General features: G+C 50.7%; 14 protein-coding genes and 1 pseudogene. 12 read left to right on the forward strand and 3 right to left on the reverse strand.

Going from position 1 to position 16,775, the window contains the following annotated elements; all coding sequences use genetic code 11:
• The first annotated feature begins 43 nt into the window (after positions 1 to 43).
• The 4 genes from AC2TF6_RS12745 to AC2TF6_RS12760 all read left to right on the forward strand — a co-directional run bounded on the left by AC2TF6_RS12745 (position 44) and on the right by AC2TF6_RS12760 (position 4,670).
• Entirely contained in the window at positions 44 to 1,483 is a 1,440-nt protein-coding gene (locus AC2TF6_RS12745; RefSeq protein WP_491311323.1) for an AcpB/EbpR/MafR family transcriptional regulator, read from the forward strand.
• Between the two features lie 129 nt (positions 1,484 to 1,612).
• Positions 1,613 to 2,326, forward strand: a complete 714-nt coding sequence (gene deoD / locus AC2TF6_RS12750; protein ID WP_491311324.1) for a purine-nucleoside phosphorylase — start codon at positions 1,613 to 1,615, stop codon at positions 2,324 to 2,326.
• The gene (locus AC2TF6_RS12755; RefSeq protein ID WP_491311325.1) at positions 2,323 to 3,504 is read left to right on the forward strand and encodes a NupC/NupG family nucleoside CNT transporter; all 1,182 of its coding nucleotides are present in this window, start codon (positions 2,323 to 2,325) and stop codon (positions 3,502 to 3,504) included. Before deoD ends, AC2TF6_RS12755 begins: the two co-directional genes overlap by 4 nt.
• 176 nt (positions 3,505 to 3,680) lie before the next feature.
• Positions 3,681 to 4,670 carry an aldo/keto reductase family protein gene (locus AC2TF6_RS12760; RefSeq protein WP_491311326.1) on the forward strand — a complete coding sequence of 330 codons (990 nt, stop codon included), beginning with the start codon at positions 3,681 to 3,683 and terminating at the stop codon, positions 4,668 to 4,670.
• Here AC2TF6_RS12760 and AC2TF6_RS12765 read toward each other — a convergent pair.
• Entirely contained in the window at positions 4,667 to 5,575 is a 909-nt protein-coding gene (locus AC2TF6_RS12765) for a LysR substrate-binding domain-containing protein (RefSeq protein WP_491311327.1), read from the reverse strand. The genes AC2TF6_RS12760 and AC2TF6_RS12765 overlap by 4 nt on opposite strands.
• 194 nt (positions 5,576 to 5,769) lie before the next feature.
• Here AC2TF6_RS12765 and AC2TF6_RS12770 point away from each other — a divergent pair, with 194 nt between their 5' ends.
• From AC2TF6_RS12770 to AC2TF6_RS12785, 4 genes are all read left to right on the forward strand, one after another.
• Complete coding sequence (locus AC2TF6_RS12770) at positions 5,770 to 6,855, forward strand: AI-2E family transporter (protein WP_491311328.1); 1,086 nt, start codon at positions 5,770 to 5,772, stop codon at positions 6,853 to 6,855.
• Between the two features lie 102 nt (positions 6,856 to 6,957).
• Positions 6,958 to 7,836: an NAD-dependent epimerase/dehydratase family protein gene (locus AC2TF6_RS12775; protein WP_491311329.1), complete on the forward strand. Its 879-nt coding sequence runs from the start codon at positions 6,958 to 6,960 to the stop codon at positions 7,834 to 7,836.
• Positions 7,837 to 8,582: 746 nt separating this feature from the next.
• A complete protein-coding gene (locus AC2TF6_RS12780; protein WP_491311330.1) occupies positions 8,583 to 9,203 on the forward strand; it encodes a TetR/AcrR family transcriptional regulator in 621 nt (206 codons plus the stop codon).
• A 78-nt stretch (positions 9,204 to 9,281) separates the two neighbouring features.
• The gene (locus AC2TF6_RS12785) at positions 9,282 to 10,511 is read left to right on the forward strand and encodes a cytochrome P450 family protein (RefSeq protein ID WP_491311331.1); all 1,230 of its coding nucleotides are present in this window, start codon (positions 9,282 to 9,284) and stop codon (positions 10,509 to 10,511) included.
• A gap of 93 nt (positions 10,512 to 10,604) precedes the next feature.
• Here AC2TF6_RS12785 and AC2TF6_RS12790 read toward each other — a convergent pair whose 3' ends face one another.
• Positions 10,605 to 12,038 (reverse strand): aminotransferase-like domain-containing protein, encoded by a 1,434-nt coding sequence (locus AC2TF6_RS12790; protein WP_491311332.1) that lies wholly within the window; start codon positions 12,036 to 12,038, stop codon positions 10,605 to 10,607.
• Between the two features lie 122 nt (positions 12,039 to 12,160).
• Between AC2TF6_RS12790 and AC2TF6_RS12795 the strand changes: the two are divergent.
• The 4 genes and pseudogenes from AC2TF6_RS12795 to AC2TF6_RS12810 all read left to right on the forward strand — a co-directional run bounded on the left by AC2TF6_RS12795 (position 12,161) and on the right by AC2TF6_RS12810 (position 15,794).
• Positions 12,161 to 13,077 (forward strand): annotated as a pseudogene (locus AC2TF6_RS12795) (DMT family transporter).
• A 785-nt stretch (positions 13,078 to 13,862) separates the two neighbouring features.
• The gene (flgB, locus tag AC2TF6_RS12800) at positions 13,863 to 14,264 is read left to right on the forward strand and encodes a flagellar basal body rod protein FlgB (protein ID WP_218231121.1); all 402 of its coding nucleotides are present in this window, start codon (positions 13,863 to 13,865) and stop codon (positions 14,262 to 14,264) included.
• Between the two features lie 51 nt (positions 14,265 to 14,315).
• Positions 14,316 to 15,086, forward strand: a complete 771-nt coding sequence (locus AC2TF6_RS12805) for a TerC family protein (RefSeq protein WP_491311333.1) — start codon at positions 14,316 to 14,318, stop codon at positions 15,084 to 15,086.
• A 57-nt stretch (positions 15,087 to 15,143) separates the two neighbouring features.
• On the forward strand, positions 15,144 to 15,794 hold the full coding sequence (locus AC2TF6_RS12810) for a DedA family protein (RefSeq protein ID WP_491311334.1): 651 nt from the start codon (positions 15,144 to 15,146) through the stop codon (positions 15,792 to 15,794).
• A 145-nt stretch (positions 15,795 to 15,939) separates the two neighbouring features.
• On the opposite strand, the gene AC2TF6_RS12815 is transcribed toward AC2TF6_RS12810, so the two are convergent.
• On the reverse strand, positions 15,940 to 16,578 hold the full coding sequence (locus tag AC2TF6_RS12815; protein ID WP_491311335.1) for a beta-class carbonic anhydrase: 639 nt from the start codon (positions 16,576 to 16,578) through the stop codon (positions 15,940 to 15,942).
• Positions 16,579 to 16,775 lie beyond the last annotated feature (197 nt).

The following is a 16,775-nucleotide window of genomic DNA, read 5'->3' on the forward strand; positions in this document are numbered from 1 at the left end:
AGGGTACGAAAATCGTGCGATACCGGGTCTGGAAGGTGATGAAATGAACAAGGATTTTAAGTTGATGAAAGCGCTGATCGAGCTGCTGGATTCCGAAGAGCGGTGGTTTACTTTCGGGGAGGCCGAAAGGGAGCTGGGCATATCGGACAAGTCCGTCCGGAAATTGGTGGAGGAGATAACGGCGCTTATGCCGGGCACAATGAGTATCGAAGTTTCCAGAGGCAAGGGCATCTTCTTCCGCCGCGAACGTCACGGGCCGACTATACGGGAAGTCCTTGTGGAGCAGTTCAGGCAGACCTCTTATTACCGCCTCATGCACAGGTTGTTCACCTACGGAGGTCAGGCTTCCGCCGAGGAGCTTGCGGAGTTCCTTTATATGAGCGCTTCGTCGTTTAAAAAATTCATTATTCAACTGAATCGGGAAGATCTGCAGCCGTCCTGCCTGCGGCTCGCTTATTCTTCTCCGGCGCTTAAAGGAAATGAGATACACATCCGGTATTTTTACTGGAAATTATTTTCCGATTCACATCCTTATACAGGCTGGCCGTTCACAGAGGTTGATTTTGAGCAAATTCAGGAATGGATATCGGAATTGGAAGAGGAACAAGGAATCGTTTATTTTCTGAATTCCAAGCGGAGCCTGATTTTCCTGATTGCCGTTACGCTGGAGAGAATCCGGCAGGGACATTCCGTTTCGGTAAGCCGGGAGCTTTACGATTGGAAAAGCGGCGCTTTCTATGAATCCGTCCGCCGTTTAGCCGGAAAGCTTGGACAAGAATACGGCCTGGACATGGCCGGGGAAGAAATTTATTTTCTGCAGTCGTTATGCAGCCTGAGTCAATATCATTACCGGAACGAAAGGGAAATGGCCTTGGAGCAGGAAGAGGCTCTCCATAGGAACGATGAGCCCAAATACCAGATGATTAACAAACTTATACCCTTGCTCAGGGAAACCTTCCCTTCGTTAGGTGCCGGCCACCGGTTTGTAATGGAAATGTGCGAGTTTTTCGAGAAGCTGATGATCGATAATGCCATTCCCGAACTGATGGCGGTATCGAAAAGCCGGCTGATCGCCTACATGCGCCAGGAAGAGCCTCTTATTTACGAAGGGGTAACGGAGTGTATAAACCGGTGGAGCCGTGAATACCCCGCCGTATCGGTCAGCTCGTACCATCTCGTCAAGCTCGGTTTTATCGTCAGCTCCAATGTCCGGTATAAAAGCAAAAAGGCTTTTCTCATTATCGGTGAAGAATTTTCCGTCCGTCATTATGTGGCCAACCGGATTAAAAGAGAGATTGGCGACGAGTTGACGATCGAAACTTCCATCTTGCATGAACTAAGCGATGAGACCGTCCGTGAGCGGGAGATTGATTTTATTATAAGCACGATGCCTGTTACGCTGAAAACCGTGCCCGCTGTGATTATTTCCGCCATACCGACGAAAAGAGACCTGGAAAACATTCGCAAAGAACTGCTTGAGTAAACGCTTGGTCCCGATTGTTCCGTATTCAACGGCTTATATGTGTCTAGTTTCCGGCCCCGGATTCTTTTATGCTGTGGTTGAAAGCGGTTGCGAACCGCCGATCCACGACAATCGAGGAGGAAACACAACATGAGTATCCACTTGGAAGCCAAACCCGGAGAAATCGCCGAACGCGTCCTGCTGCCGGGAGATCCGCTGCGCGCTAAATTCGTTGCCGAGCATTTTCTGAACGATGTGCGCTGCTATAACGAAGTGAGAGGGATGTACGGCTATACCGGGTTTTATAAAGGGGTTCCCGTTTCGGTTCAAGGTACCGGCATGGGCAATCCTTCGATGAGTATTTACGTGACGGAGTTAATCCGGGATTACGGAGCTAAAAAACTGATCCGGATAGGTACTTGCGGCGCGATGCAAAAAAATATCCGGATCCGCGATCTTGTGCTGGCCCAGGCGGTCTCGACGGACAGCAACATGACGGACAAAATTTTTCACGGCTGCAGTTACGCTCCCACGGCCGATTTCGGCATGCTGACGCAGGCGTATGAAGGTGCAAAGCGGAGCGGCGCCAACGTATTTGTCGGGAATGTATATAATTCCGATGAATTTTACCGCCAAACCCTGGACAGGCTGCATACCTTTATGGAGTTCGGTGTTCTCGCCGTCGAGATGGAAAGCACTGCGCTTTATACGCTTGCCGCCAAATACGGTGTTAAAGCGTTGAGTATTTTGACGGTGGGCAGTCAGCTTCTTACAAACGAACGTTCCGCGCACAAAGACAGCGAGCAATCTTTCAATCAGATGGCCGAAGTCGCCCTGCAGACGATCACTCAGGATGCCGTATGAAATATGCGCTGGCTCTGATCGGTCTTATCGTCATTTTGTCGCTTGCGTGGCTTGTCAGTTGGGACAAGAAAAACATCAAGTACCGTCCGGTCCTTGTGATGATTGCTCTGCAAATCATTTTAGGCATGGTTTTGCTTAAAACAGGCGTAGGAGAATTTCTGGTAAAAGGATTCGCGGACGGGTTTGCCAAGCTGCTCGGCTTTGCCAACGAAGGAACGAATTTTGTGTTCGGCGGAATCGCAAACGAAGGGATTCACTCGTTTTTCCTCCACGTCTTGATGCCTATTGTGTTCATGTCCGTTCTGATCGGAATCTTGCAGTATTACAAGATATTGCCTTTTATTATCAAATACATCGGGCTTGCCTTGAGTAAAGTGAACGGCATGGGAAAACTGGAATCTTACAATGCGGTCGCTTCCGCGATCCTGGGACAGAACGAAGTCTTTATCTCTATCAAAAAGCAGATCGGGCTGCTGCCGAGAAACCGTCTCTATACGTTGTGCGCATCAGCGATGTCGACGGTATCCATGTCGATTGTCGGTTCCTACATGACGATGTTGAAGCCGGAATATGTGGTGGCCGCATTGGTGCTGAATCTTCTGGGCGGGTTTATTATCGCATCGATCATCAATCCGTACGAGGTGAAGCCGGAAGAAGATCTTTTGGAAGTCCGGGAGGAGTCGAAACAGACGTTCTTTGAGATGCTTGGCGAGTATATTATGGACGGCTTCAAAGTTGTCGTAATCGTCGGCGCCATGCTGGTCGGGTTTGTTGCTCTCATCGCCATGATTAACGGCATTTTCAGCAGTATATTCGGAATTTCATTTCAAAATATACTCGGGTATGTTCTCGCCCCGTTCGCTTTCCTCTTAGGTGTCCCTTGGCAGGAGGCCGTAAAAGCGGGAAGTGTCATGGCTACCAAAATTGTGGCGAACGAGTTCGTGGCTATGCTTGATTTTGTGAAAATCCAAAACGATTTCAGTGAACGTACCCGGGCAATCGTGTCCGTATTCCTGATCTCGTTCGCTAACTTCGGATCGATCGGTACGATCGTCGGCGCTGTTAAAGGGCTGAACGAGAAGCAGGGCAACGTAGTGGCCGGATTTGGGCTGAAGCTCCTATACGGAGCGGCTCTCGTGAGCTTTCTGTCGGCGACGATCATAAGTATCGTATTCTGATAGAGCCGCCTGATCAAGATGTAGTCCGGTCAAAAGAAGAGGGAACCGGGCGGTCAGCCTTTTTATTAGGGAGCTCAACAAATACGAAAAACATATTAAACTATCGGTTATTATATATTTTTAATATTAAGAGGGGCTTGTTATAATCGGTTTCAAACGGAAGGGAGGAAAGAAAAATGAAATACAGGAAACTGGGCAAAAGCGGCTTGTCGGTTAGTGAAATGGCTCTTGGGAATTGGATCACACACGGGGCTCAAGTGGATGACCGCACGGCGCAAGCCTGTGTGAATGCCGCATTGGATGCCGGGATCACGACTTTCGACACGGCGGATGTTTATTCGGAGACGAGAGCGGAATCCGTTCTGGGAGTGTCTCTTAAGGGGATACGGCGTGACAGCATAGAGCTTTGCACGAAAGTCTTCCATCCCACGGGCAGCGGGCCCAACGATAGAGGATTGTCCCGCAAACATATCCTGGAAGGGTGCGACGCTTCTCTGCGCAGATTGCAAACGGATTATATCGATGTGTATTACGCACACCGTTTCGATTCGGACGTATCGCTCGAAGAAACCTTTTTAGCGTTTTCGGACCTCGTCCGTCAGGGGAAAGTTCTATATATCGGAGTCAGCGAGTGGACTGCGGAACAGATCAGGCGCGGTGCGGCTCTGGCAAGAGAACTGCATGTTCCTTTCGTGGCGAGTCAACCTCAATATTCCATGCTGTGGCGTGTGATTGAAGGCGAAGTTATCCCGGCTTGCGAGCGTGAAGGAATCGGACAGGTGGTGTGGTCGCCGCTTGCGCAGGGGATTCTTTCGGGTAAATATGCGGCCGGCAAGCCGGTGCCGGAAGGTTCCCGCGCTTCAGCGGAAGCGGGTGCCCCGTTTTTCGATCGTTTGGCCGGACAGTGGCTGCATCAAGAAGTTCTCCAGGCCGTCGGTCGGCTCCGTCCGCTCGCGGAAGAATCCGGTTTGACCATGCCGCAGCTTGCGCTGGCCTGGGTTTTGCAAAACCCGCAAGTATCGTCGGCTATTATCGGCGCCTCGAAGCCCGAGCAGGTACAAGAAAATGTTAAGGCGGCGGGAGTCCGGCTGGATGCGGAGGTCATGAGGCAAATCGACCTTATTCTGAGCGGCATTGCGGAATTTGATCCGAGTAAAACCGGCTAACGATGGGAAGTCCGGGAAGCCTCGCCGGCTGTTTTTTCTTCCAGGACGTCCAGAAAATTCATCAGAACAATTTCGTTTCTGTCTGTTTTCCAAGAAGCATAAAGAGGAACGGACGGCGCTATTTCACTAAAGGAGCGGAAGACGACATCCTCTCGCCGGAAGGCGGATACAGAAGAGGGAACGATTGAAACCCCTATCCCGGCAGCTACCAGATTAACGATCGTATACATTTGAACCGCTTCCTGGACAATACGGGGCTGAAACCCATGCTTCCCGCAAAAATCAAGAATCAGGTCATGAAAAGAAGCTCCTTTATCGCGCGGGAACAAAATAAAAGGTTCATCTGCCAGAGAATGTACGGACAAAGACTCCTGTTTAGCTAACCGGTGCGTGACGGGTATTACGGCAAGCAGGGATTCATTTGCGTAAAGCCTTGAGATTACATGCGGGGACGGGTCAGCCGAGCGCAGGAAGCCGACATCGATTTTGGCATCGTGCAGAGCTTGCAGCTGTTGGGCGGTTGTCATTTCCGTCAGCGTAAGCTGAACATCCGGAAACCGTTTGCGAAACGCTTTTAAAACATCGACCATGGTGCCGCCGACTGCCGAATCCACGAATGCGATGGATAAATTTCCGATTTTGCCTTGTCCGGTGAGCTGTGTTTTTTTGATGGACTGTTCCAGTTGAGCGACTAGGCTTCTTGACTCTTCTAAAAACACGGTTCCTGCAGGAGTCAACCGAACCTGTCTTTTGGTACGCTCGAACAGCTTTACCCCGAGTTCCTCCTCCAGGACTTGGATTTGCTGGCTTAACGGAGGCTGAGTCATATTCAATTTTTTCGCAGCCCGGTTGAAGTGAAGCTCTTCCGCCACTGCGATAAAATAATGCAGTTTTTTCAAATCCATAAAATCGAATTTCCTCCCGCAAGCAAAAATAGTTGCTTTCCTCTGCAAATTCACTTTATCACAGGCCTGACGCGGCGGCAAAATTCCGAGTCTGGGTCTGTATTTTTTCTTGTATTGAGTTTCCTCCGATCCGGGTAATGTATGGCATAACGTAATTCGGCGCTTGCCGTACAAAAGGAAAGGGGGAGATGAACATGTACCTTCAGAGCCGTTTTTTCCGCGTATGTCTGGGAATTATCTCCGTGCTTCTGATTATTCTGCTTTTCAGTAAAATCAGCTTTGTGTTCAACCCCTTGATCACGATGATCAATATTTTGATCGTTCCGTTTATGATGGCGGGCTTTTTCTATTATCTGCTCCGCCCCGTGATCCAGTATTTAACGTCCCGCAAACTGAACAAAGTTTTGTCCATTCTACTGGTTTATTTTGTGCTGAGTGCGATTGTCATCGTTTTTGTTATCGGCGTGTGGCCGACGCTTCAGCATCAGGTGGAAAACTTCGTGAACGGGGTTCCGGGACTGATCGAGAATTTTAAACAGCAGATAGGCAGGCTGCAGCAGAACCGGATGTTCTCCATGTTCGAGGGAAGCGAATCGGATCTGTCGACGAAGCTTTCGGAATACTTGAACAGGGGGATTACGGCGGCTTCCGACTATGTGTCCAATGTGATTTCGATCTTGACGAATTTCGTGATCATTATTGCGACGGTTCCGATCATTCTGTATTACATGCTGAAAGAGAGCGAGCATATCCCGTCCTCGATTCTGACCGTCGTTCCAAGACGCTACCGCAAGGACGGTAAAGAGGTGCTCGCTAACATCGACTCTGCGCTTAGCGGGTTTATCGTGGGCCGCGTCATCATTACCAGTTTGCTCGGCGTCATACTGTACATTGGGTTTCTGATCATTGATCTTCCGTACTCGCTTCTGCTGGCCATTGCGGCTACGATCTTGAATATCATTCCGTATATCGGGCCCATTCTGGGCGCTATCCCGACGATTATTGTCGCTTTTACCGTTTCACCCGCCATGGTCGCCTGGGTGCTTGTGGTGACGGTTATCGCGCAGCAAATCGAAGGAAATCTGCTGTCTCCTCACATTTATGGGAAAAGACTCGATATCCATCCGCTGACGACCGTCATTCTGCTTCTGGTTGCCGGGGATATTGCGGGGATACTGGGCGTCATTCTGGCAATTCCCGCCTACATTGTGCTGAAAATCATTATCGTGCGCATTTATTCGCTGTTTTTGGCGGAGAAAGTGGAGGAGCTCGTGGAATAAGAGGTTTGCTTGCTTGAATAAAGGGCTGCCGCCAGGCAGTCTTTTTCTTTTTGGGGTTTGGGGAAAGAAGATGGTAAAATTTACGAGAGGAGGGGATCGACTATGCAAAACGTGCTTATTTTGGGCGGAACACGCTTTTTCGGTAAAAAGCTGACCGCGAACTTGCTCCGCAGCGGGGCGGATGTAACCATCCTTACGAGAGGCAACGCTGCCGATTCGTTCGGTCCGGGTGTCAAAAGGCTTCATGCCGACCGCACGGATACGGCTGCTCTGCGTCAGGCGATCGGATCTGCGGATTACGACGTGGTCTACGACAATATTTGTTACACGCCTCAAGATGCGGAACATGCGGTGCAGTTGTTTGCCGGTCGCATCGGCCGGTACATCGTGACTTCATCGAAAAGCGTCTACCCGTTCGGAGGCCCCCGCAAAAAAGAGAGCGATTTCGATCCTTACGGCTATCCGCTGCCGTCCGTTTACCCGGACCAACCGGATTACGCGGAAGGCAAACGGCTCGTTGAAGCCGTTTTGTTCCGCAAAGCGCCTTTTCCGGCAGCGGCCGTACGGTTCCCGATCGTCCTGGGCCCGGATGATTATACGCGCAGGCTGCATTTTCATATCGAGCATATCAAGCAGGGACTTCCGCTCGGTATCCCGAACCGCGAGGCGCTTCTGACGTTCATCGACTCGGATGAGGCGGCTTCTTTCCTGGGCTGGCTCGGCACATCTGCGCTGGAAGGACCCGTGAACGCCTGCTCCAAAGGAGAGATTACGCCGGGTGAAATCGTCTCCCTTATCGGGGAGGCCTTGAACAAGGAAGCGCACGTTACGGACAAAACGGAAGAAGAGCACATGTCCCCGTTCGGCGTACCGGAGTCCTGGTATATGGACACGTCCAAAGCCGAAGCAGCCGGCTATACGTTCCGTCATCTGGATGACTGGCTGCCGGGCTTGATCCGCAAGCTTGCCGGGGAAAGCTAAAAGGGAAGCAGCGGGCTGAATCGGCTAGGTTCTGAATTTACGGACAAAAAAAGGCACGCTCTTATAAGAGGGCGTGTCTTTTTTATGGTCTAAAGTCAGGCGCTGTGGTCAGTCCCGGAAGCCTGCGGCCCGGTCATTCGCGGGTTCACCTGCCGACTGTGGGCGGGACGGGGATTTTGTCCTGAATTTATAAAGCGACATAAACAAGCTTAAACCAGCTATGAACGCGAATTTTTGATAGTGAAGTAAAAGGAAATCCATCATCGGCAAAGGTACGGCAAATATCAGGAGCGGATAAAAACTTAAAAGCAAAAAAAGAATAAATATCGTTAAAAACAAAGCCCGATGAACAGTCAGTTTGCTCGTCATGAACAGCGTACCGCTATAAATACCCGTCAGCATGTACAACAAAATTTTGAAACTATCCAGCACGAAAATGTTTGAGTAAACGGAGTTTGCACGTTTGTAATCCAGAAACAGTTCGAGCTTTCCGATTCCGTAAAAGACAATCCCTGCCCCGACTAACCAAATAAAAATAAACGCCGTATGGTTCAGTTACATAAAATAAATCCTCCTTAAACCCGTCAGGTTAAATTTACCATAGTATTCATACATTGGATAGTTAAGGGGTTAACGAATGAGTGCTCAGAGATTCGGATCGCCTCGATCTCTATATTGACTAACCGGTCAGCATCCGTTACACTTTTATTAACCGATCGGTTAGCATAAGGGAAGGAAGATTCCGGTTGCCTTTACAACTTTACGAAAGAAAAGAGATTTTCGAAGCCTGTCTTACCGTTTTCGCGCGGAACGGGTATAAAGACACTTCGACCGGAATGCTGGCGGAGGCGGCCGGAATTTCCAAGGCACTGATTTTTCACCATTTCAAAAGCAAAAAAACGCTGTATCTCAGCTTGCTGGATCACTGCTTCGAGAAGGCGAGGGAAGAACTCCGGGTGGACACCATTCCGGACTACCGGGATTTTTTTGAAGCGATTGATGCGTACAGCCGCAAAAAACTCGATTATTTCCGCAAGCATCCGGACGAAATCAAATTGATCTACGAGGTTTATTATTCGACCCCGGAAGAGCTGAAAGAGGACATTGCCAAGAAATACGGGCATGTGCTTGCTTCCAAGTATGAGGTGTGGGAGCGGTTATTTGACAAAGTGCCCCTTCGGAACGGAGTGGACCGCAAGCACGCTTTTGAGCTGATTGTGATTACCCTGGAGCATTTCGAGAATAAGTTCGTAGCGGAGGTCACGGATCTTAGCGCCATCGGCGACGATTATATCGAAAACATGTTCACGAAAATGAATGAGTTCTGCGTAATGATCCGTCAAGGAATCGCGCAGGATCACGTTTAAAAGGCTGCAGCACGCTATTTCCCGCATAAACGTTTGCCGTTTTTCCGCTTATTCGCTTTTAAAGAAGGGAGTAAATCCATGGAAAAAATGACTGGCGGCGATCTTAATTCGCCCGAAACGATGCGTGATATCATTTCGTTCTATAAGCGGCTGGCCGCGCAGAAGGAGTCTCTTATCCGTCTGGACGATTTTTACGGGATGGGAGGGGCCTGGATCGCTTTTCGTCACGATGATGTGGCCGCGATGCTGAAAGATCCTCGGTTGGTCAAGGATATGAGGAAATACGTGCCGCAGAACGAGCCGGAAGCAGCGGGGGCAAGCACGTATGTGGGCAAACTGCTTGAATGGTTGAGGAACATGCCGAATATGCTTTCGGTTGACCCGCCCGATCATACCCGGCTGCGCAGGCTAGCTTCGAAAGCTTTTACGCCCCAGATGATCGAGGGCCTGCGTCCGCGCATCCAGCAGATCGCCGACGAGCTTCTGGATGCCGTCCAAGAGCGGGGCCGGATGGATCTTGTCGCGGATTTCGCTTATCCGTTGCCCATTATCGTCATTTCGGAGATACTGGGGATTCCGGCGGCCGACCGCAGCCTTTTCCGGGGCTGGACTCAGAAGCTCCTGCAAGTCGCAGTGGACCCAAGCCAAGGTTCCGCGGTGGAAGAGGCGCTTGAAGAGTTTATCGGGTACATCCGGGTGCTGCTGGACGAAAAACGCCGCAATCCCGGCACGGATGTGACGAGCGGCCTTGTCCAGGCTTACGAGCAGGGCGACAAGCTGAGCGAGAACGAGCTTCTCTCGACGATCTGGCTGCTAATCGTTGCCGGACATGAAACGACGGTCAACCTGATCGGCAACGGCATACTCGCGCTGCTGCGGCACCCCGGACAAATGCGGCTGCTCCGGGAAACTCCATCTCTTCTTCCGAGTGCCGTAGAAGAGATGCTGCGCATGGAGGGGCCCATTGTCATCACGAGCCGATTTGCCGGAGAGGACATCGCCATGCACGGCAAAGTCATCCGCCAAGGCGAGATTGTGCTGCTGTCGCTTGCCGCCGCCAATGTGGACCCGCAGAAGTTTTCCGATGCGGATACGCTTGATATCACCCGCGAAGAGAATGAGCATCTCGCCTTCGGCAAAGGGATCCACCACTGCCTCGGCGCGCCGCTTGCCCGCTTGGAAGGGCAGATCGCTTTCGGCACGCTTTTGCGGCGGCTGCCGGACCTGCGTCTGGCAGTCGAACCGGAGCGGCTGGTTTATAACTACGGAAAGCTGCGCTCGCTCACCAGCCTGCCTGTTCTTTTCTAACCACTAGACACCGATCCGGGCGCGGCGCCCGCATGCCGGACCGCCCCGTCCCGGATTGGCTTCAGACAATCGCGACATTCCCCGATTTTTCCTCTAACGGACTTCCGCTAACAAGGAAAAAACCACTTCTTTAAACCGCCTTAACCCTGCGCGCAGCTCTGCTTCATTCAAATAGGAATAACTCATGCGCACCCGGGATGTTGACTCTCTCAGCGGATCGCAGATCATACCGGGAACGAAGGTGAGGGACTGCTCCATGCAGCGGCTGAGCAGACGGTCCATCGGCACCGAAGCCGGCAGCTCTACCCATAGATTAAAGCCTCCCGCAGGGCTGGTCCATTGCCACCCGGTTCCGGACAATTCTTCTTCCATGATGTCCTTGCGTACGGCAAGGGCAATTCTTAGTTTCGCCAAATGCTGCTGCATCCGTTCGGAAAAGAAATAGTGCAGAAAAATCTTCTGATTCAGCAGCGGAGCCCCGCTGTCGGATAACGATTTGGCCCGGATCAGGTAGTTCATGAACGACGGACGGCAGGCGACGGCGGCAATGCTGAGCCCGGGAGCGATATATTTGCTGAAACTGCGGAGATAGATGACGTATCCTGCCGTATCGTAGGAAAAGAGCGGCAGGGGAGGCTCATCGCCGAAATAAATATCGCGTCCCGGATCGTCCTCAATCAGCAGGCACTTGTACGTTTCCGCCAGCTCCACCAATTTCTTGCGTTGCTCGGCCGGAATCGTGAACCCCGTCGGGTTGTGAAAAGTGGGATTGAGGTAAAAAAGGCGCGGCCTATCGGTCTGCATAATCCGTTCCACCTGCTCCAGATCGTAGCCGGACGGATGAATATCGACCGGGATGATCTTGGCGCCCTGGCGGCTGAAAACGTCTATGGCCGGACTGTAAGTAGGCCGCTCCAGCATGACGGCATCTCTCGGTCTAACGAGGACTCTGGCGACCAGATCGATTGCCTCCTGAGAACCGGAGGTGATCAACAATTCCTCGGGAGACACGAAGAAATGAAAGCCTTTCGTAAAATATCCGCAAAGCGCTTCACGCAGCTCCTGGTCTCCTTGAACGGTAGAGTAGGTGCCCAGCACTTTCGGATACAGATCGAACACTTTTTTTACATACTCCGACAAATAAAGATTCGGCAGCAGATTAGGATCGAGCAGCGCCTTGGAAAATTGATAGTCCGCCTGCACCTGGTGGATTTCCGAAAGGTGGCTTTCATGCACATAGGCGGAAACGATCGGATCGTTTAGCGGACCCAGCATCGACTGGCTGTCGGGATGCGCGTAGTAACCCGATTTATCCTTCACGTACACATCCCCATTGCGCTTCAGCAGCTGATAAGCCTTAAATACCGTCAGCCGGTGCACCCGAAGGTCCGCCGCCAGCGACCGGATTGAAGGGAGCTTGTCATGCGCCTTCCATTCCCCGCGACGGATTCTTTCCAGCAGGTAATCGTAAATTTGTTCGAAAAGCTTATCGGAATGGACGTTCGAACGGTTTTCATTTTCCACCACACATCGCTCTTTTCCTCGGGTTGGTTTCCTCCAGTATAGCCGATTTCGGCGTAAATCTGTTCTGTTCATTGAAAACTGTTCTGTCTATTCCCGTTTATACTGGGGGAAAAGGAGGAATGGAAATGATCCCGTTCAACTATATCCTGATGTGTTTAATTTTCGGGACAACTTTTTTGGCCATCAAAGTGGGGATCGATGCGGGGGCATCCCCCTTCTTCTCGGCCGGGGTCCGTTTTTTTCTTGCCGGTGCTATCCTTTTATTGTCATGGTCGTACAAAAAAAGGCGCGGCTCTCGCTGCTGCTCCGCAAAGAGATGATGCTGACCGGACTCGGGCTCACTTTCGGTGTTTTTGCGAGTCTTTATTGGGCGGAGCAATATTTAAGCTCGGGGATCGCCGCCGTTTTGTCGGCAACGGCTCCGCTTATGATTATGCTGCTGCAGACGGGCATGACCCGGCAGAAAATGTCCGCTTCATCCTGGGCAGGCTGTCTGGTGGGATTTGCCGGCGTCGTTATTCTGCTCGTCCCCGGAATGACCGTCGCATTCAGCGCGGTCTGGGTGGCGGGATGCATCGCGGTTCTGATGGGGCAGGTTTTTTATTCCGCGGGTACGGTGTATTCCCGGCGGGTTATCCGAAGATTTTCCGATACGTCCCCGATCGCACTGAATGCGGCGCAGATGCTGTACGGGGGACTCATGCTTCTGCTTTTGTCGCTATTCACGGAGCAGGTACATATGGAAGCGATGCTCGTTCCCGAAGCCGTTTTTTCTCTGCTGTATCTGATCGTCTTCGGGTCGATGATGGGGCACACGATCTTCTACTGGCTTGTAGCCAAGACGAATCCCGTTTTTCCGTCCACCTGGCTCTATATTTCTCCGCTGATCGCGCTTAGCCTTGGGGTGGTGCTCTACGGTGAACCTCTCTCGTTTTTGTCGCTGGCAGGAGGCGTTACCATTATAGTGGGCATTCTTCTGATCAACCTCAAGAGCCTGCGGCAATTGGCGGGTGCCCGGTCTCATTTGGTTGAGCGGAGTTAGACAGCGTAGCGGGGGTTACAAACAAACGCGGGAATTATTCTGCGTCAAAATGTTCACAAATTTGTCACTTATGCGGAGCCTTCCATTATCCCTATACTAACAAAGGTAAACAGAGAGGATGATGGAATTGCCGACAACGAAGAAAGAAAATGTTTATTTCGGATTCTGTCCCTTTCATTTTTTATGGTCATCGGAATGGTTCTGATTATGTCTATGTATGGACTTGCGACTTCTTATTTGCTTACCCCCCGGTAGGAACATCACTGCTTGAAAGTTATTTTTCTTTGATAGTTAAAAACGTTAGTTTTGCTTTGCCTCTGCAACTCCTTATTGTAGGACCGACTGCTCGATATTTGTTTAAAAGATTCGTTAAAAACGAAGAAATAGCGGTATCCGTAAGCTGAATTTGCACAACGTGCAATTTTCGGCGGAATATAACGAATGTTCTTTAATAATAAGATTGACACGGCCAGACGAATCTGTTACCTTGAGATTAATTTCATACCCTTCAAAGGGGAGTAGCTTATACATGCTTAGTCGTCATTACGTGGCTTGATCGCCTCCGGCTTTGCATGCGACGTAAGATTGATCACGTTGTTAGCGAGACCTTTGCCTTACGGCAATGGTCTTTTATTTTTTAGCAAAACAGCAGCCTTTGCCGGCCAACCGGTGAAGGCTGCTTTTATTTTGGCCCTATTTCGGGGGAGGGAGGAAAAGCGGCGCCGTTTATCGAGTTCATCTCATTAACGCAGCATCAAGATTATACGAGGAGGAGTGTCAACCCCATGCTAGTTTCTTCAACGACCCGGATGAACGAGAAGGCGCTCGACATTGCGGCGGCCAGGCATCAGGCGATCCTGAGCAATCTTGCAAACGTGGATACCCCCGGTTACAAGAGTCGGTTTGTTTCCTTCGAGGAGGAGCTGGAGAAAGCGACGGAAGGTAAGATGCCTTTGGAAGGGATTACATCCCACAAGCGGCATTTCAAGATTTCCGGTTCAGGAGAAGCCGGTCTCATTAACACCGCGGTTCTCGGTCCGTATGTTTTCAACACCAATGGAAATAGTGTTGATATGGATTACGAGATGTCCCTGATGGCTAAAAATCAGCTGGCTTACTCGGTTTTCGCCGAAAGGGTAAGCGGTCATTACAAGAAAATGAACGGGCTGCTCAGAGACTTGAAATAATCCGCCCGGACAAAGATTTAACTCAAACTCAAACCTGCAGGAGGATAACGTATGGATGTTTCGCTAATTCTCGAATACGGTTGGGTGCTGCTCGTGCTTGTCGGTCTGGAAGGACTGCTCGCGGCGGATAATGCCCTTGTACTTGCCATCATGGTCAAACATTTACCGGAAGAAGAAAGGAAAAGGGCGCTCTTCTACGGATTGGCGGGCGCTTTCGTCTTCCGTTTTCTATCGCTGTTCATTATTTCTTTTCTCGTTGATGTCTGGCAGGTGCAAGCCATCGGCGCGGTTTATCTGATCTTCATCGCACTCAATCATATTTTCCGCAAAGTTCTGGTCAAGAAGGGCGAAACCGGCAGCAAAAAAGAGAAAGAGGTCAAAGCGGGCTCTTCCTTTTGGGCGACGGTTTTCAAGGTCGAGCTGGCCGACATCGCTTTTGCGGTCGATTCCATTCTTGCGGCTGTCGCTTTGGCGGTGGCCCTGCCGGAAAGCGGCCTGCCCAGAATCGGTGGGATGGACGGGGGACAATTCTTCATCGTCTTTGCGGGCGGGCTCATCGGATTGATCATTATGCGTTTTGCCGCTTCCTACTTCGTGAATCTTCTTAACCGGAGACCCGGCCTGGAAATTGCAGCGTTTGTCATTGTGGGATGGGTAGGGGTCAAGCTGATTGTGTATACCTTGTCGCATCCGGCGCTTTCCGTTCTGCCCGAAGGATTTGCGAAGCTGCCGGCCTGGAAATATACGTTTTATGCCGTTCTGGTTCTGATTGCCTTGTGCGGCTGGTTTCTGTCGAAAGAAAAAAAAGAAACGGCCGTCTGAAAGAGCTGAGATGCGGAATTTCGTTCGTTTAACAAAAGACGGGGAGGAGAGATGCGAATGGAGCAGTGGATTACGGAAACGATGGAGGCATTCGGATATTTCGGCATCTTCCTGCTGATCGCACTGGAAAACCTATTCCCTCCGATTCCTTCGGAGGTCATCCTGACCTTGGGCGGTTTCATGACGACCACATCCGCATTGACGGCATTCGGTGTTATCCTGGCCGCAACCGCCGGTTCCGTCGTGGGGGCCGTCTGCTTGTACGGGGCCGGAAAGCTGATGTCGATGGAACGCCTGCAATCGCTAGCTGCGCGGCACGGTAAGATTCTCCGTCTGAAACCGGAGGACATCGGCAAAGCGGGCTCCTGGTTCGACAAGTACGGAGTATGGGCCGTGTTTCTCGGACGGCTCGTGCCCCTGGTCCGCAGTCTGATTTCAATTCCGGCGGGAAGTGCGGGCATGAGCTTCGTTCCTTTCCTGCTTCTCACTACGGCGGGTTCGCTTATTTGGAACAGTGTCCTTGTCTATGTCGGGGCTGCCGTAGGCGCATCTTGGGAGACGATTGTGGGCTATATGGACATCTATTCGACCGTTATTTATGCGGGACTGGCTCTGTCCTGCGCGCTTGTCGGTTTCCTCTACGTACGCAGGCGGATCGTAAAGAGCGAACGGGGAAAAAAATCGTTCGAGATCAGTAACGATAAGTAAAGGACAGGACAAGCCTTTGTGCTGAAAGATGCCGGTAAAAGGAGCCGGTAAAAGAAGCCGTATCCGTTCCGGCAGGGAGCGGAAAAACGGATAAAGGGGTGCCCGCAAATTCCGCGGGCACCCCTTCCTTTTTCTGCTGCGCTATTCATTTCCCCCTTTCAATTGTGGCGTCTAATGAAGCGGCTTCTGCATTCAGAAGTGCGGACACACCTTCTTTCGGCTGAATATGTTTCCCTTCAACGACTACATCGAGCCATCCGGTAACCGGATGAATAACCAGCCCGTGTACAAGAACCGATTCCGGAAACAGCGGATGTGATCGTATCATGGAGACGCTGTATGCAATGCTTTCTTCCATACTGGAAAATCCGGTCAGCCACCCGTCCAGATCAATGCCGGCATCCGACAGCGTCTGCATATAAGGATCTGAAACACCGAATTGCCGAACGCTTTCGTTCTCATCGGCGCTTCTAAAATTCCCCAACCCGCATTCGTGGTGACCGATTACATATACTTCCTTAGCCTTCAGTTTGCAAATGGCAAGCAGGATGTTTCTCAGGATGCTTCCGGACGGATGAGACACGACTGCGCCGGCATTTTGAATAACTTCGGCATCTTCGTTTCGAATTCCGAGCGCCTTGGGCAGGAGTTCCGGAATCTGAGTGTCCATGCAGGTGAGGATCACTATTTTGGTTTCCGGGTATCGGATTGCCTGAAAGGGGAGAGCCTGTTTTTCCTGCACGAAAATACGGTTGTGAGCGAGTATTTCATGTAGGTTTGACATGTCATACGACCTCCTTTCCATAAATTTTAAAAGTATGATTTACCAATATTAGTAAAAATACATATTTATGTTAATTTGAGTTTTGAATTTCGTAAATAATAAAATTCAACGAAAAATGATATTTTACAATTAAATGCCCGTACTCTATCGAAAATAATGCATTTTCACGGATGTATAAAAAAATATACCCGATGTGT

It is taken from the genome of Paenibacillus sp. JNUCC 35 (genome assembly GCF_058269095.1).

What these genes read in the sequence shown, in the direction of transcription:
- AC2TF6_RS12815 (WP_491311335.1), bottom strand. Translation starts at nt 16,578, where the DNA reads ATGTCAAACCTACATGAAATACTCGCTCACAACCGTATTTTCGTGCAG.
- AC2TF6_RS12760 (WP_491311326.1), top strand. Translation starts at nt 3,681, where the DNA reads ATGAAATACAGGAAACTGGGCAAAAGCGGCTTGTCGGTTAGTGAAATG.
- flgB (WP_218231121.1), top strand. Translation starts at nt 13,863, where the DNA reads ATGCTAGTTTCTTCAACGACCCGGATGAACGAGAAGGCGCTCGACATT.
- AC2TF6_RS12785 (WP_491311331.1), top strand. Translation starts at nt 9,282, where the DNA reads ATGGAAAAAATGACTGGCGGCGATCTTAATTCGCCCGAAACGATGCGT.
- AC2TF6_RS12770 (WP_491311328.1), top strand. Translation starts at nt 5,770, where the DNA reads ATGTACCTTCAGAGCCGTTTTTTCCGCGTATGTCTGGGAATTATCTCC.
- AC2TF6_RS12775 (WP_491311329.1), top strand. Translation starts at nt 6,958, where the DNA reads ATGCAAAACGTGCTTATTTTGGGCGGAACACGCTTTTTCGGTAAAAAG.
- AC2TF6_RS12805 (WP_491311333.1), top strand. Translation starts at nt 14,316, where the DNA reads ATGGATGTTTCGCTAATTCTCGAATACGGTTGGGTGCTGCTCGTGCTT.
- AC2TF6_RS12755 (WP_491311325.1), top strand. Translation starts at nt 2,323, where the DNA reads ATGAAATATGCGCTGGCTCTGATCGGTCTTATCGTCATTTTGTCGCTT.
- AC2TF6_RS12810 (WP_491311334.1), top strand. Translation starts at nt 15,144, where the DNA reads ATGGAGCAGTGGATTACGGAAACGATGGAGGCATTCGGATATTTCGGC.
- deoD (WP_491311324.1), top strand. Translation starts at nt 1,613, where the DNA reads ATGAGTATCCACTTGGAAGCCAAACCCGGAGAAATCGCCGAACGCGTC.
- AC2TF6_RS12745 (WP_491311323.1), top strand. Translation starts at nt 44, where the DNA reads ATGAACAAGGATTTTAAGTTGATGAAAGCGCTGATCGAGCTGCTGGAT.
- AC2TF6_RS12765 (WP_491311327.1), bottom strand. Translation starts at nt 5,575, where the DNA reads ATGGATTTGAAAAAACTGCATTATTTTATCGCAGTGGCGGAAGAGCTT.